The 13,994-nt window shown below is 35.0% G+C and carries 17 protein-coding genes; 14 read left to right on the plus strand and 3 right to left on the minus strand.

The window, feature by feature from the left end; translation table 11 throughout:
• The first annotated feature begins 127 nt into the window (after positions 1–127).
• Positions 128–1,411 (plus strand): MFS transporter, encoded by a 1,284-nt coding sequence (locus tag CD29_RS07970; RefSeq protein ID WP_036185117.1) that lies wholly within the window; start codon positions 128–130, stop codon positions 1,409–1,411.
• 70 nt (positions 1,412–1,481) lie between these two features.
• Here CD29_RS07970 and CD29_RS07975 read toward each other — a convergent pair whose 3' ends face one another.
• Positions 1,482–2,168: a YjjG family noncanonical pyrimidine nucleotidase gene (locus CD29_RS07975; protein ID WP_036185120.1), complete on the minus strand. Its 687-nt coding sequence runs from the start codon at positions 2,166–2,168 to the stop codon at positions 1,482–1,484.
• A gap of 179 nt (positions 2,169–2,347) precedes the next feature.
• On the opposite strand from CD29_RS07975, the gene CD29_RS07980 reads away from it, so the two are divergent.
• The 8 genes from CD29_RS07980 to CD29_RS08015 all read left to right on the plus strand — a co-directional run bounded on the left by CD29_RS07980 (position 2,348) and on the right by CD29_RS08015 (position 8,654).
• Entirely contained in the window at positions 2,348–3,325 is a 978-nt protein-coding gene (locus CD29_RS07980) for a hypothetical protein (protein ID WP_036185122.1), read from the plus strand.
• A gap of 212 nt (positions 3,326–3,537) precedes the next feature.
• Positions 3,538–3,978 carry a DMT family transporter gene (locus tag CD29_RS07985; RefSeq protein ID WP_036185124.1) on the plus strand — a complete coding sequence of 147 codons (441 nt, stop codon included), beginning with the start codon at positions 3,538–3,540 and terminating at the stop codon, positions 3,976–3,978.
• A gap of 88 nt (positions 3,979–4,066) precedes the next feature.
• Positions 4,067–4,882 (plus strand): undecaprenyl-diphosphate phosphatase, encoded by an 816-nt coding sequence (locus CD29_RS07990; protein ID WP_036185126.1) that lies wholly within the window; start codon positions 4,067–4,069, stop codon positions 4,880–4,882.
• Positions 4,883–5,058: 176 nt separating this feature from the next.
• Positions 5,059–5,484, plus strand: coding sequence for a MaoC family dehydratase (locus tag CD29_RS07995; protein WP_036185128.1), 426 nt, complete (start codon positions 5,059–5,061; stop codon positions 5,482–5,484).
• Between the two features lie 289 nt (positions 5,485–5,773).
• A complete protein-coding gene (locus CD29_RS08000; protein WP_036185131.1) occupies positions 5,774–6,274 on the plus strand; it encodes an RNA polymerase sigma factor in 501 nt (166 codons plus the stop codon).
• Entirely contained in the window at positions 6,264–7,004 is a 741-nt protein-coding gene (locus CD29_RS08005) for a hypothetical protein (protein WP_036185135.1), read from the plus strand. Before CD29_RS08000 ends, CD29_RS08005 begins: the two co-directional genes overlap by 11 nt.
• A gap of 229 nt (positions 7,005–7,233) precedes the next feature.
• Positions 7,234–8,226: a S66 family peptidase gene (locus tag CD29_RS08010; RefSeq protein ID WP_036185137.1), complete on the plus strand. Its 993-nt coding sequence runs from the start codon at positions 7,234–7,236 to the stop codon at positions 8,224–8,226.
• Positions 8,227–8,393: 167 nt separating this feature from the next.
• Positions 8,394–8,654 carry a hypothetical protein gene (locus tag CD29_RS08015; protein WP_036185139.1) on the plus strand — a complete coding sequence of 87 codons (261 nt, stop codon included), beginning with the start codon at positions 8,394–8,396 and terminating at the stop codon, positions 8,652–8,654.
• 196 nt (positions 8,655–8,850) lie between these two features.
• Here the strand turns inward: CD29_RS08015 and CD29_RS08020 are convergent, their stop codons facing one another.
• Entirely contained in the window at positions 8,851–9,630 is a 780-nt protein-coding gene (locus CD29_RS08020) for an MBL fold metallo-hydrolase (protein WP_036185141.1), read from the minus strand.
• 132 nt (positions 9,631–9,762) lie between these two features.
• On the opposite strand from CD29_RS08020, the gene CD29_RS08025 reads away from it, so the two are divergent.
• The 4 genes from CD29_RS08025 (at position 9,763) to CD29_RS08040 (ending at position 12,073) form a co-directional block, all read left to right on the plus strand.
• Complete coding sequence (locus CD29_RS08025) at positions 9,763–10,173, plus strand: Lrp/AsnC family transcriptional regulator (protein WP_036185143.1); 411 nt, start codon at positions 9,763–9,765, stop codon at positions 10,171–10,173.
• A 218-nt stretch (positions 10,174–10,391) separates the two neighbouring features.
• A complete protein-coding gene (locus CD29_RS08030) occupies positions 10,392–10,877 on the plus strand; it encodes a GyrI-like domain-containing protein (protein ID WP_036185145.1) in 486 nt (161 codons plus the stop codon).
• Positions 10,878–11,101: 224 nt separating this feature from the next.
• Positions 11,102–11,404 (plus strand): TIGR04104 family putative zinc finger protein, encoded by a 303-nt coding sequence (locus CD29_RS20930; protein WP_036185147.1) that lies wholly within the window; start codon positions 11,102–11,104, stop codon positions 11,402–11,404.
• A 171-nt stretch (positions 11,405–11,575) separates the two neighbouring features.
• Positions 11,576–12,073 carry a DinB family protein gene (locus CD29_RS08040; protein ID WP_036185150.1) on the plus strand — a complete coding sequence of 166 codons (498 nt, stop codon included), beginning with the start codon at positions 11,576–11,578 and terminating at the stop codon, positions 12,071–12,073.
• A gap of 142 nt (positions 12,074–12,215) precedes the next feature.
• On the opposite strand, the gene CD29_RS08045 is transcribed toward CD29_RS08040, so the two are convergent.
• Positions 12,216–13,433 carry an MFS transporter gene (locus tag CD29_RS08045; RefSeq protein ID WP_235801797.1) on the minus strand — a complete coding sequence of 406 codons (1,218 nt, stop codon included), beginning with the start codon at positions 13,431–13,433 and terminating at the stop codon, positions 12,216–12,218.
• Between the two features lie 238 nt (positions 13,434–13,671).
• Between CD29_RS08045 and CD29_RS08050 the strand changes: the two genes are divergently transcribed.
• Positions 13,672–13,866 carry a cysteine-rich CWC family protein gene (locus CD29_RS08050; RefSeq protein ID WP_036185153.1) on the plus strand — a complete coding sequence of 65 codons (195 nt, stop codon included), beginning with the start codon at positions 13,672–13,674 and terminating at the stop codon, positions 13,864–13,866.
• Positions 13,867–13,994: the final 128 nt, after the last annotated feature.

Consider the following 13,994-nt stretch of genomic DNA (forward strand, 5'->3'; position numbering starts at 1 on the left):
GAAATATATGAAAGAATTAAAACTTGTATGCTGATTGTAGAGAACCATTCCGCTTAAAGCAAAAATAGGTGTGTTTTCATTAAGAGGTAATCAAAATTTAGAATAAAAATGAATCGGGGTTTAGCTAATGTCTAGTAAAACTTTTCAAGTGAATCAAAGTTATATAGATTCCGAAGAAAAACAACAATCATTATATAAACGGACATTAATGGTTGTTAGTATTTCACAAATTTTTGGAGGTGCAGGGTTAGCAGCTGGAATTACAGTAGGTGCACTTCTTGCACAACAAATGCTCGGTACTAATACATATGCTGGACTTCCTACAGCTCTATTTACATTAGGGTCAGCAGGTGCTGCTCTATTAGTCGGGAGACTTTCGCAAATGTTTGGTCGACGTACAGGTCTAACCACGGGATTTATGCTAGGTGGGCTGGGAGCGATAGGAGTCATAATTGCAGCAATAGTAAGTAATATTTTTCTGTTATTTATTTCTTTACTTGTATATGGAGCGGGGACAGCAACGAATTTACAAGCCCGTTATGCAGGTACAGACTTAGCAAGTAGTAAACAAAGGGCGACAGCAATTAGTCTTACAATGGTTTTTACAACCTTTGGTGCAGTTGCCGGTCCGAACTTAGTTAATGTAATGGGTAATGTAGCTGTTTCTATCGGTGTTCCATCACTTGCTGGGCCCTTTATTTTATCAGCAGTAGCATATATTCTAGCAGGTTTAGTTCTATTCATAATGCTTCGTCCAGATCCATTATTAATTGCAAGGACAATAGAAGAATCCAAAAAAGTACAGAATGAAAAACTACATACAGCCGCTACTGAACAAGTAGGAAATAAAAAAGGCATAATTGCAGGTGCTACAATTATGATACTTACTCAAATTGTAATGGTTGCAGTTATGACAATGACACCTGTTCATATGATGCATCATGGACACGGCTTAGGTGAGGTAGGTCTAGTAATTGGGTTTCATGTAGGTTCAATGTATCTCCCTTCTCTAGTAACAGGGATCCTTGTTGATAAGTTAGGACGTACTGTAATGGCTGTTGCTGCAGGAATTACTTTGCTTCTAGCAGGTATAATAGCTGCACTTGCACCAGGAGATTCTATTCTTCTTCTAGTAATAGCTCTTTCTTTACTTGGATTAGGGTGGAACTTTGGTTTGATTAGTGGGACAGCACTTATTGTAGATTCAACTGAAACTTCAACACGAGCTAAAACCCAAGGGACAGTGGATGTTTTAGTTGCTCTTTCTGGCGCCACTGGGGGAGTCATGTCAGGAATGGTCGTTGCTGGTTCAAGTTACGCAACGTTATCGGTTGGTGGAGGGATTTTAGCCCTGTTACTTATCCCGGTCATGATTTGGTCTATTGGCAGTAAGAATAAAACAGTAAATTAATGATGCATTAAATAAAGGAAAACACTACTAAACTATTTGAGGTTAGTAGTGTTTTTTTATGATTGAATTGTTATTTAATCAACTCTAACAATTTCTCTAAGTGATCGATTTCATAAGTTGGTTTGACAGAAGTATGATTTTCCTTGTGGGCTGGATTGAAATAACAAGTATCAATCCCATAGTTAATGCCACCTTGCATATCGGAAGTCAACGAGTCACCTACCATTAGTACGCCTGCCTTATCCGTAATCTGAAGCTTATCAAACGCGTAATCAAATATTTCTCTTTGCGGTTTTTGGAATCCTGTAGATTCAGAGATAATAATATGTTCAAATGCATCCTTTAAAGGGGAATTATTAATTCTTGCTGTTTGTACATGTGCGAATCCATTCGTAATAATAGCTAGGCGTTTATGTGAGAGCCCCTTAATAACTTTTTCAGCACCTTGGATGAGGTGTGATTGTTCTCCAAGAAACTTTAAATACTCTTGATTGAATGAACTTGCATCAAAATTTAGTTCGTGTTCCACAAATAATCTCCGGAACCTCTCAGAACCTAGTTCAGCAAGGTTTATCTTTCCATTCTCTAAATCTCTCCATAACACTTTACTAATTTCTTTGTATCTCATTTTGTAAAGCGCTAAGTTATCTACTAAATTGTATTGATCAAAGACATTATAAAAAGCTGCTTGCTCTGATTTTGCAAAATCGAAAAGTGTGTCGTCTACATCAAAAAAGATAATATCGTAATGTTTCATTTGTCCTACCTCTACTAAGAATTCTACTTTTGTAAATCTTCTCACACAAACTATCGATATTCAAGAAAGGGTGGATGCGTGTGAATTAGGGTAAATTCCTATTACTGGAACTTTTATCCATCTTATTCGTATAGTAGATAGGGCAGAGGCAATCGAATCTTAAACAAGAGGTGAGGGGAATGGAAAAAACTCCAAAGAGACGATACATATTTTATTCTGTAATTGGAATAATTATTTTGGCGGTAGGTGCAGTGCTAATGTCAATGAATCTACTCAATAAATCAGAAAATCAATCCGGAGAATTAGATCAGTTAGCCGATACACAGGATTCTGCAGACTCCCAGCAGTCAGTGGAACCTGAAAGCTTTCGTAAATTTGATGATCGAACAGTCAAAATTTTAAGATATGAGATGTTTCATAGAGATCCAGCTTTTTATTCGAATGAAGAAGTTGAGTATTATAGCTTAAGTGAAACGATTAAAATGTATTCGCTTTTCCACCATTTAGAGCAACATGGTCATAAGTGGGATGACGCCCGCCGCGATCAGATTCGCGAACGGATTCGAAGTGGCTATGAATATGACAAAAAGGATCCAGTTTTAAACGCGTATCTTAAGAAGATGTTTCATGTGCTTCGTATTACCGAGGAAGAATATATTGAACATTATTTATTAGTAAATAAAGAGTACGAGATGCTACATTGGGAAATGTTTAATAAAAATATTGGTTTGGATGAAGACGGTGGTTACGCGTTTATGGATGCGGAAATGGAATATAAAAAACTTGCAGGTATTTCACAATTACAGTTAATGAAACTTTCGGAGAGGATGCCAGAACGTCTAGAACCAATGGATCCACAGCCTGACTTACCATTTTTAAAAGATTCGTATCTTAGTGTGACTACAAATGATGAAGGAGAATATATTTTCGTAACTGCACGCCATATTCGAATGTTTATGAGCGAACAGCATGGAGATCTTTACTCTGAATTGAAATTTAATGTTGTAAATGAAGATTTAACCCGTAACACCTTAGAACGTTACAAGGAAGCAGTTGCATCCTACGAAAACGATGATCCGCAAAAAATGGAGACAGCAAAAGAACTCGGTCAAATTCTAGAGATTCTCGAGCGATCTATAAAAAAGAAATTGTTCTAGGTTTGGCAGTTATCCCAAAAATATAAAGAAGACATTAATCCAGCAGAAGGGTAATGTCTTTTTTTGTTGAAATAGAGAGTTAGGATAAAACTTGATCTAACATAAAACTGAATTTCCAGATCTTAAATATGAGTGGTAAAATCATTCAGAAGGTATGCAATAAATGGGCACTTTTTTTTAAGTGCAATCGCTATATTGTAAGGAGAATATTGATGTTATTAAAAATAATTTTTCCATTGCTTGCGCTAATTGGTGGAATGGTAATGGCTATCCAAGTTCAAATTAACGGTGGGTTAGGGAAGAAAATCGGTGTTATTGAAAGTGCATTTTTTAATTTTGCATTAGGAACATTGGTTTTATTGTTCATATTAATATTTGCTGGGAATGGTCAAATTTCGTCTATGGCTACCGTTCCTAAATGGCAATTAGTTGGTGGGATATTAGGTGCTTTTTTCGTCATCGTTCAGGTACTTGTTGTCCCAAAAATTGGCGTATCAACTACTTTACTAGCCATCATCGTTGGGCAAATTATCTTAAGTGTCTTAATTGATCACTTTGGTCTGTTTGGTGCAGAGCGTCGTCCAGTAGACACGAACAAAATCGCTGCCGTTGCACTAATGTTCATAGCTTTATATTTGTACAATAAAAAATGATCTGTATCTTTAGTTTTATGACCTAATCTGGAAACATTTTCTGTATGTATTTCGTTTTTGTATTATTGGTGTAGTTGTAGGAGGAGACATGGGAGAATTAGATATAATATACATAATTAAAATGATTATTATAGGGTTAGTTCAGGGCTTTACTGAACCGATTCCGGTATCTTCTAGTGGACACGTAATGATCGCCAGTGAAATTCTGGGACTAGGTGAACAGGGATTTACTTTTGCGATATTAACGAATACAGCTTCGCTCCTTGCAATTCTTTATATTTATAGAAAGGATATTGTAAGACTAGCGAGCAATTCCATTCAATATGTAAGAACGAAAAATCGACGTTATCTGAGTGACTTTCGCTTTGTTTGCTTTATAGTTATTGGTACGATCCCAGCAGGTGTTCTAGGGATATTATTAAGCGACTATATTGCGGAAAATGTTAGTATGACAACAATCGCTATAATGTTATTAGTTACAGGTATTGCCTTATGGTTAATTCGAAATATGAAAGGAACTAAAGGTGAACGTGATATTACTATAAAGGATGCGTTCCTTGTTGGTTTAGGGCAGGCAGTTGCCTTAACACCTGGGATTAGTCGCTCAGGTGCAACAATTATTTCAGCGATTGCTGTTGGTATGAAACAAGATACAGCGCTCCGTTTTTCATTTATGTTGTACATTCCAGTAAGCCTTGGAGGAGTAATTCTAGGTTTATCTGACTTCTTAAATGAGTCCAATAAAGCAGACTTAGCAATACCATATTTAGCAGCGTTTCTAGCAACTCTATTAATGTCCTATATTGCCATGAAGTGGTTTATGGGAATTATGAAAACTGGAAAGCTAGTTTATTTCACATATTATTGTTTCATAGTCGGTGCATTGCTTTTAATTTTCTTTTAATTAATCTAATAGTGTTGTGCTACGAGGGCGTTGATCCAAGAAGGATTAATGCCTTTTCTATTGATGCTCTTTAACTAAAGGGAGCAGGTTAGTTTAAAGTGGAATTGTTACTAACTATTATTAGTAGGTGTTAAAATTGTTTAGTAGTTTTGTTACTAATAATAAGAGGTGTTTATATGAGGTTAGAGGAATTTACAATTGGAGATGTATTCAAAACTAAACCATACAAATTAACAAAAGAGGATATTATGAGGTTTGCTGGTGAATTTGACCCCCAATATATGCATTTAGATGAGGAAAAAGCAAATCAGGGAAGATTTAACGGAATCATCGCTTCGGGCATACATACACTAGCAATTTCATTTAAGCTTTGGGTCGAAGAAGGTAAATATGGCGAGGATGTTATTGCAGGAACAAAACTGAATAATATCAGATTTATAAAGCCAGTGTATCCAAATAATGAATTACATGTCATTGTTGAGGTTATTGATAAGAAAGTTATAAAAAATGAAACGGGTATCCTCACAGTGTTATTATCTACTTTCAATGATAATGAAGAAAAAGTTTTTGAAGGTGAATTATCTGCATTGGTAAAGCAATGATCGTTATGTAAATATCATTCTTAACGGGGTCTTTAGTTAAATATTTGAATACCAAAATAATAAAGAAGTGCTTAGTTTTTCAATGAACTAAGCACTTCTTTGGGTGGTAATTATTGTTAATGATGTCAGTTGTTGTGTTAGTGTTTTCCTAATTAGAGTACGTTTTCGAATATTTGTTGTTCAATCAATGTACTGAACGAGGTACATATTGATTAGGTTGTGTTTTTTCTAAAACAAAAAGTCACCATTCGGTATCTTCAAGTGTGTTAGTAGTGAAAGGAGTGGAGGAATGTTGCAACAAGTAGTTTGGTCGGCAGAACTAGATGTAGAGCGAATTGTTGATACATATGGCAATATGCTATTTAGAATTTGTCTTGTTATTTTATGCAATGAGAAAGATGCAGAGGATGTCGTACAAGACACTTTTATTACTTATCTAACGAAATCTCCAACCTTTAACGATTCAGAACATGAAAAAGCATGGTTAATCACGATTGCAACGAATCGCTGCAAGAATATGAGAAGATACAATATTATCCGTAAACATATAGATATCAATGATTTACAGCTATATTCTAAGAATGATAAAAATCATGGTTTACTCGACCATCTAATGAGATTGCCAACTAAACCTAAAGTTGTATTGTTACTTCATTATGTGGAGGGCTATAAAGTCGATGAAATAGCGAAAATCCTTACCATTACTACGTCAGCGGTGAAAAAGCGGTTACAACGGGGAAGAGAGCTTCTTCGAGAAAGATATCGAAAGGAGAATGAATATGGACTTTGAGAAGATCAAAGATGCTGTTACTTCTATTGAAATGTCTAAAGCTATGGAAGATCGTGTGAAAGAGAATATAGGAAAGAAAAAATCGGTTCAAGTAAATTATAAAAGATGGATTTCGGTAGCATGTGCATTTGGAATCCTTTTATCTATTACGATAGGCATGCCATATATTAATAACAATGGAGAGTTCCAAGTTGCAAATTTTGCGATCACAGCTTATGCATTGAGTGATGATGGGAAACAGATTGATACAACGATTACATCAGAAAAAGCTACTATTGAATTATCAACAGAAGATAGACTAGGTGTTGTAAGTATGAGTGGGGATGGAGCTAATTTAATTTTTACAGATGTTAGATTCAATATAATAGGAGAACAGATCGACTTAATCACGTATACCATAAGCGAAGGAAAGTTTATTGAGGATGTTACATTTTCATTAAAAGAGTATAAAGACAGTGAATGGGTAAGATCGGAAAAGATAAATTTCATTTCTAATGAGCCTGGATCGGCTGTATATAAGGGTATAAAGGAAATTGGAAATTCCTACACAGTTAATTACAATGAACAGGATCAACATAAATATACACTTGCTATTCCTCATGATGGGAATTATGTAATCGTTGAGGATATCATCATCAACGTAAATGTAAAATATATAGATGGACACTCTGAACAACAAAATATTGTTGTAACTCAAGAATCAAATTCTATTTCACTAAAGCTTAATTAACGTAATTAACATGATGGTACCACAAGTTCTTAGTAGAAAAAGCTACATGATGAATCAAGAAACCAATATTCAAATAACGGGGGCGTTGATCCAAGAAGGATTAATGTCCTTTTTTGTTGAAGTTATTCAACTAAAGGGGCAGGTTAATCCAATTAGCCCATATACACTTGCATTGATATTTGTAATAAAATATCTATATCCAATAAGGTTTAGAAGGTAGGTTATTAATATGGTTTTACGCTTAAAAAAAGGAGATAAGATTGGGATATTTAGCCCATCTACTCCTGGAACAGTTACGGCATATCAACGTTATCAACGTGCTAAAGCTTTTATAGAAGAAAAAGGTTTTGCTATTGTAGAAGGAGAATTGACTGGGCAATCAGATGTGTATCGATCAGGCACACCCAAAGCACGTGCAGAGGAACTAAATAAATTATTACGAAACCCAGAGATTAAGATGATTATGTCTACTATAGGTGGTACAAATTCAAATAGTTTGTTGCCATATATTGATTATGAAGCATTTAAGGAAAATCCCAAGTTAATCATTGGATATTCGGATGCAACCGCTGTTTTACTTGCACTTTTTGCAAAAACAGGTATTACAACATATTATGGTCCTGCTCTTATCCCCTCTTTTGGTGAATTTGAACCTCTTGTAGCAGATACATATCGTTATTTTGAACAATATTTCCTGGAAGATAATAGGCTTCCATACGAAGTACCAATGCCACCATTTTGGTCTGACGAGGCAGTCAATTGGCTTGAAAAAACGACTGAGAAAAAAATTTATAGTAATGAGTGGATAACTGGGCAAGGCGGAGTAGCAGAAGGTAGATTAATAGGTGGTAATGTAAATGCAATGTACGGATTTATTGGTTCGCCTTATTTTCCAATAATTGAGGATGGCGACATATTACTAATTGAGGACTGTACAAAAAATGCCTCTGTTGTTGAGAAAAACTTTGCTATGCTCAAGTTACATGGTGTATTTGAAAAAGTTGCAGGCATTATTTTAGGAAAACATGAACAATACGACGATTTAGGAACAGGAAAAAGACCATTAGATTTATTGATTGAACAATTAGATGGAATAGACATTCCAATTTTAGCTGAATTCGATACATGTCATACCCATCCGATGCATCCATTAGCTATTGGTAAAAAAGTGAAGTTAGATGCAGATGCTAAAAAGGTAGTATGTATAGAAAACTGGATATAAGGTTGGATTACCAAATAAAGTAATAGCTCTTATTCAACTAACGGAGGCTTTAATCCAAGAAGGATTAAAGCCCTTTCTGTTGAACTTATTGTACTAACGGGGCAGGTTAGCTTAAGAAGGAAATGACCATAGGATTGTAGAACTCAATTTTAAGGGGTGGAAAGTCAATGAGTAAAAGTTTATTACCGTTATCGATTGTATTTTTGGGAATATGCATCCTTTTAGGTTCATGGTTCATCTCCCAATCTTTTACAATCAATCAGGAAGACAATAAAGAGACTGAAAATGAACAAATTAGATATGATTTTATCGCATTAACAAGTGATGTCTATGTCATCTTTGATAAACAAAAAGGGGAGTATTGGTTGAAATGGGGTTCTGATTCTGAGTGGAAAAAACAAGAATCTTTTTCAAGTTCAATAGAATAACCTCAATCTGTTATTTTTTGCCAGTTTGTTAAACTAACGGGAGCTTTAGTTCAAGAACATAGGGTTGCTGATGCAGCTCTTTTTTCTTATTCAACTATAGGGGCAGGTAAGTTAAGAAGGATAGAGTAATTACTTGAAATAATAAATAAAAAAAACAGACAGAATGAAATAGTACTAGTTCTGTCTGTTCTTAGTGTTAAAATGTATATGATTCGCCATCATTTGGAACTAACACATTATAGGCAATTTCTTTTTCATTGATAAAGTTCTTTAATTCTTCTCTCGATAATGTCCAATGATTTACTGCTTCCATGTGTACAGTAATAACTTTTGCCTCTGGTGCAGCCTTAACTACCTCAAAGACATCATCTTTCCCCATTACAAGAGAACCACCAACTAAGAATTGATTATCACCAGCATTAACAACAATGATTTCTGGTTTATGTGTATCGATAACTTCTTGTACCGCATCATACCAAACTGTATCGCCAGCAACGTATAATGTTTTTTCATCAGCATTCTTAAAGACAACACCGCATGTATGACCAGCATGCTCTAAGATTTCACCTCTTCCATGCTCAGCTTTTGTTTTAATTAATTGGATCCCTTCAAAAATTGTATCCTCTTGTAATACTTCTACATTTCGAAAACCAGTGTTTCTGATTACTGTTGCATCTTCTTCATTTTGTGAAAATAGTTTGAGGTCTTTTGACAATGCTTTAATTGCTGCTTCATCCCAGTGGTCAGGATGCAAATGAGTAACAATAACAGCATCAATATTAGATATAATATTGTCAATGCTAGTTGGTAAACTCACTAAAGGATTATTTTGGTCTTCTCTTGGTGCAGGGGGTAAACCAACACCAGTTCCAAATGGCGGCATAGTTCCTTTTTCTGCTAACATTGGGTCAATCAAAAACTTTTTCCCTGCGTATTCAACAACGATTGTTGCATTACGAATGTGGTTTATATTCATCCTATATTAACTCCTTTTTTTTTGAGAATTTTATTGAACAATGTATAGTCTATAATATGAGCCATTGGCGAATACATAGATTCAATAAAGTCTTTTGTCCCTTTGACTTTATTAATGAAAGGAGTTCAATAAATGTTAGACCATACAGATATGAAAATTATTGAAGAACTCTCCAAGAACAGTCGAATAAAAATGAAAGAATTGGGAGAGCTAGTTCATTTAACAGGTCCAGCCACATCGGCTAGAGTGGTTAAATTGGAGGAAAATGGGGTTATTGAAGGTTATACCATTAAAGTGAACCGAGGAAAATTAGGTTACAATATACATGCTTTTATTACGATTATTACTGAAAGTATTTTTCACCAACCCTATTTGTCATTCATCAAAACGAAAGATAAATATATAATAAATAACTATAAAATCAGTGGAGATGGTTGTTACATTCTCGAATGTCAATTTCCATCCACGGAGATAATGAATAAGTTTCTGGAAGAATTAAACGAGTATGCAAATTATAAATTATCCATTGTTATTGATAAATAGTAATTGATGCATACAAAGTTTGTGAATAAATGTACTTCAACTAAAGGGGGCGTTGATCCAAGGAGGGAGGGATTACCGTCTTTTTTGTTGAATCTTATTGAATAACGGGGCAGGTTAGTTTAAGAGTGTTGTATTTTTTGTTCAACAATCTGTCCAGATTGAGGAGCTAAAAGAAAATAATTAGCTTTTTACACATTGAAAAAAGGGGAGGAAATAAATTGAGCTACAAAATTATAACTTTACCAGCCTATCGGGCAGTAGGATTGAAATGGGAGGGAACTTTCTCTGAAATTGTACCAAATTTAAAAAACGTAATTCAACAAGCTAAAAACCGTGCAGATGAATTAGAGAATAAGGTGAATCCCAATGTTCAATTGGGTTTATCATATCATGTAATTGAGAATGGATTTGCACATTACGCGGTATATGAAGTGAGTGAGGAGCAGGGAATACCTGAAGGGATGATTGAAATAAGGGTTCCAGAATGGACTTATGTGATGACGACACATAACAAAGGAGAAGATGTACAAAAGACCTATACGGATTTACATCAATGGTTATTTGATAGTGAATATACAGCATTTAGAGAAGCTGGTGTAGATTACTTTGATCCTTATATGCCGATTAAACACGAATATTATCCAACTAATCAAGATCCGAATGATCCACATTTTGATATTTATATACCGATTGTAAAAAAGTAAAGGTAAGCAGATTGGCGTAATTATCCCGAGTCAACCAGATTTCTGTGGCTGACCTTATAGTACGAACGAGGGCGTTTCTGGTACAAAACAGGAACGCTTTTTTACTACTAACGAGGCAGGTTAATAATAAAATAGTAAAATATTAAATGAAGTATAAATGATAAAATGAAACTATATATTAAGGTTCTTATTGATTAGCGAAATACATTTTAAGGAGGGGTAACTTGCAAAAATGCGGAGAATGTAACTCATCATTTAGCTGGAGTAAAATCTTTAAATCGTATAAGTGGTGGGCATACAAACCAATTGAATGTGACAAATGTGATACTAAACATGAGATAACCTTTTTTGGTAGATGTACGGTTGTAGCCCTGACGATTTTACCAATGCAGTTATTTTACTCTTTTCTTTCTCCTTTCGATAACATCTTTATAACCCTTGGTGTAGGACTTCTTATAGCAATAGTCGGTTTTTTACTCTCGCCATATTGTTCGTTACAAAGAGAAATTGTGAGGAAATATACTTAAAGTAACGAGGGCATTTCTTCAAGAAGGAGAAATGCCTTTTCTTATTGAAGTAAAAAAGGCAGGTTAGTGCAATAAGGCATGCGGGGCGAAGTGATCATATGAATATATGGAAGAATATATTAAATGGTGAAAATTTCAGATTTCATTTTACCCTTTCAAAGGAGCATTTATATGAGTGATAGTAAACTGCTTATTAATTTTAAACATTCGCTTAATGATTATTCATTGGAACAATTAAAATATATCTCTGAAGAAGGGGTTTGGTCTATTGGGCAGATGTATGACCATTTAATTATTGTTGCCCATGAGTATCTTGATAATATGGAAACGTGTGCTGCATTAAATGAGGGACAATCCCTTCAGAAAACCCAGTTTGGTGAGGATTTATTTAGGAATGGAGGATTTCCGCCTATTAAAATAAGATTACCAGATGAACTAAATTCCCCACCTAATAATTCGGACAGCAAAGAAGACCTAATTAGCAGGATGGATCTGTTAATTCAAAGATACAGCCAATGGGAATCGAAAGTGGATTTTATTAACCCAAAAAACAAAGTCGAGCATGGAGGGTTTGGTTGGCTAAACGCAAGGGAGTGGTATAGTTTGGTAGGAATGCATTTTCGTCATCACCTGCGTCAAAAAGCTGAGTTGGAAAAGAAGATGTTGTGATTTAGCAAGTGGTTACGAAATATTATCAATCTCCAAATTTAGAAGAATTTTTAGAAGTGCAAAATTAATGAACATCATCTTCAAAAATAGAAAACAGGCACCCAAAAGATTAGATTTCACATTAACTTTTGGGTGCACTAGATTATACTAATTTTTCTTCCGTTCCCTTGTTCATACCGTTTCGCGAAGATACAAATACTGCAAACGCTGCTATAATCATCATCCCACTCAGAATAAGAAAACAGATAATTATCAAATCTGAAGAAATCATTTTCGTAAAAAGGGCAATGGCAAGTAATCGAAATAATAACCCGGCAGTTCTGAATAGACTATCTACTCTTCCGATGATCTCGTTAGGAATCTGGTCCATCATGAAAGAATTCCTGGCAACACGCGTCCCACTATTCCCAAGTGCAAGAAAGAACATGAGTGATAAATAGATGGGTAGTGAAACAAATACAATTAGCGAAATAGCAACAGAATATAAAGCGACGCCTACTAATATAGTAGATTCATTACCAAATTTTTTGGCTATGATCGGTATTGCCATTCCAGCAGTGATTGCTCCTATTGCATAGATCATATTCTCTAACGCATAAATGTCGCCTGACACTTTCAATACATCTGATAAGTACACGGGAAACAAGTAGTTTGTAATCATTACCCCTAGGAAGGGCATTGTAGAGAAGAAAAGGAAAATGAACAATGCGGGTCTTTCCTTTAAGTATAGTAAGCCATCCCAATCACCTTTACGGCTATTCACTTTCTTCATATTTTTCGTTCTTTCATAAGGCAAACGTACATAAAAATAGACTGCAGCTGCGTAAGACGCCACATTTAGCAATAAAATAAACTGCAACTCCCAATGGATGAGCAAGTAGCTAGCAACCGCACCGGCAATCATACTTGAAAGCTGCCCTTGTACTTCAATCGTCCCATTCAATGCCTTGTATTGACTCTTATCAAAGATTTCCTGGTTCATAGCAAACATTGTTGGATAAAAAATTGTGTAATAAAGACTCCCAATCATAAAAATCGCGGTGTAGTGCCAAATAGAATATGTTTGCCCAGCAAATCCTAATATAGCAAACATTAAGATTGCTAATAGACATAAAATTTCACTAATTAACAAAAGATTTTTTCGAGAAATTCGATCAACTAACGTTCCTACATAAGGTGTAATCATAAAATTTATTAAGGTCATACCTAAGGTGATAAAACCAAATAAAACATTTCCGTCCTCACTTGTTACTAAAAGCCAAGGAACAGCAATCATCGTAATTCCGGTACCGATCGATGATGCAATATTTGCCATAAGGATTAATCGGAAACGCGCATCAGTAATAATTCCTTTCATCATCTCAACCCTCTCCACAAGTTAAAAGCAACAATCCAACTACTAACTCAAATTGTATCCCACCTCAATATAGAAAGAGCTCAGTCAGAAGGCCGAACATTTCCTCGTAAAATAGACTGAAGGTGTTTCTTGAATAATTCCAACTACTAAAAGGAAAAAGAAAGACTAGTAATTTGACTGCTTAAAAGGGAAGATTACATTAGATGGATATCAGCGTTTGAGGGTGGAGGAGTGACTTTTATTGGATAAAAAATATTGCCCTATATGTGAATGGGAAAACGAATGTATGACGGGTGCTCGTGAGCAGGGAATCTGCTGGTGCTTCACAGAACAATTTCCTAATGAAATCTTTGAATTAGTTCCTGAAGAAAGTAGAAGAAAACGTTGTATATGTAAAAAATGCTTAAATAAATATAGGGAAGAGCAAAAAATATAGATCCAACGATTCGGGGAGTTGAACCAAGGGGGATTAGCAAACTTATGTTGTAGTTAATGAACTAATAGGGTCGGTTAGTTTAAGAAGGGGAGAGTAATTAATTGAAATAATAAAAAAACAGACAGAAT

This window comes from Ureibacillus manganicus DSM 26584 (assembly GCF_000772945.1).
Classification (GTDB): Bacteria; Bacillota; Bacilli; order Bacillales_A; family Planococcaceae; genus Ureibacillus; species Ureibacillus manganicus.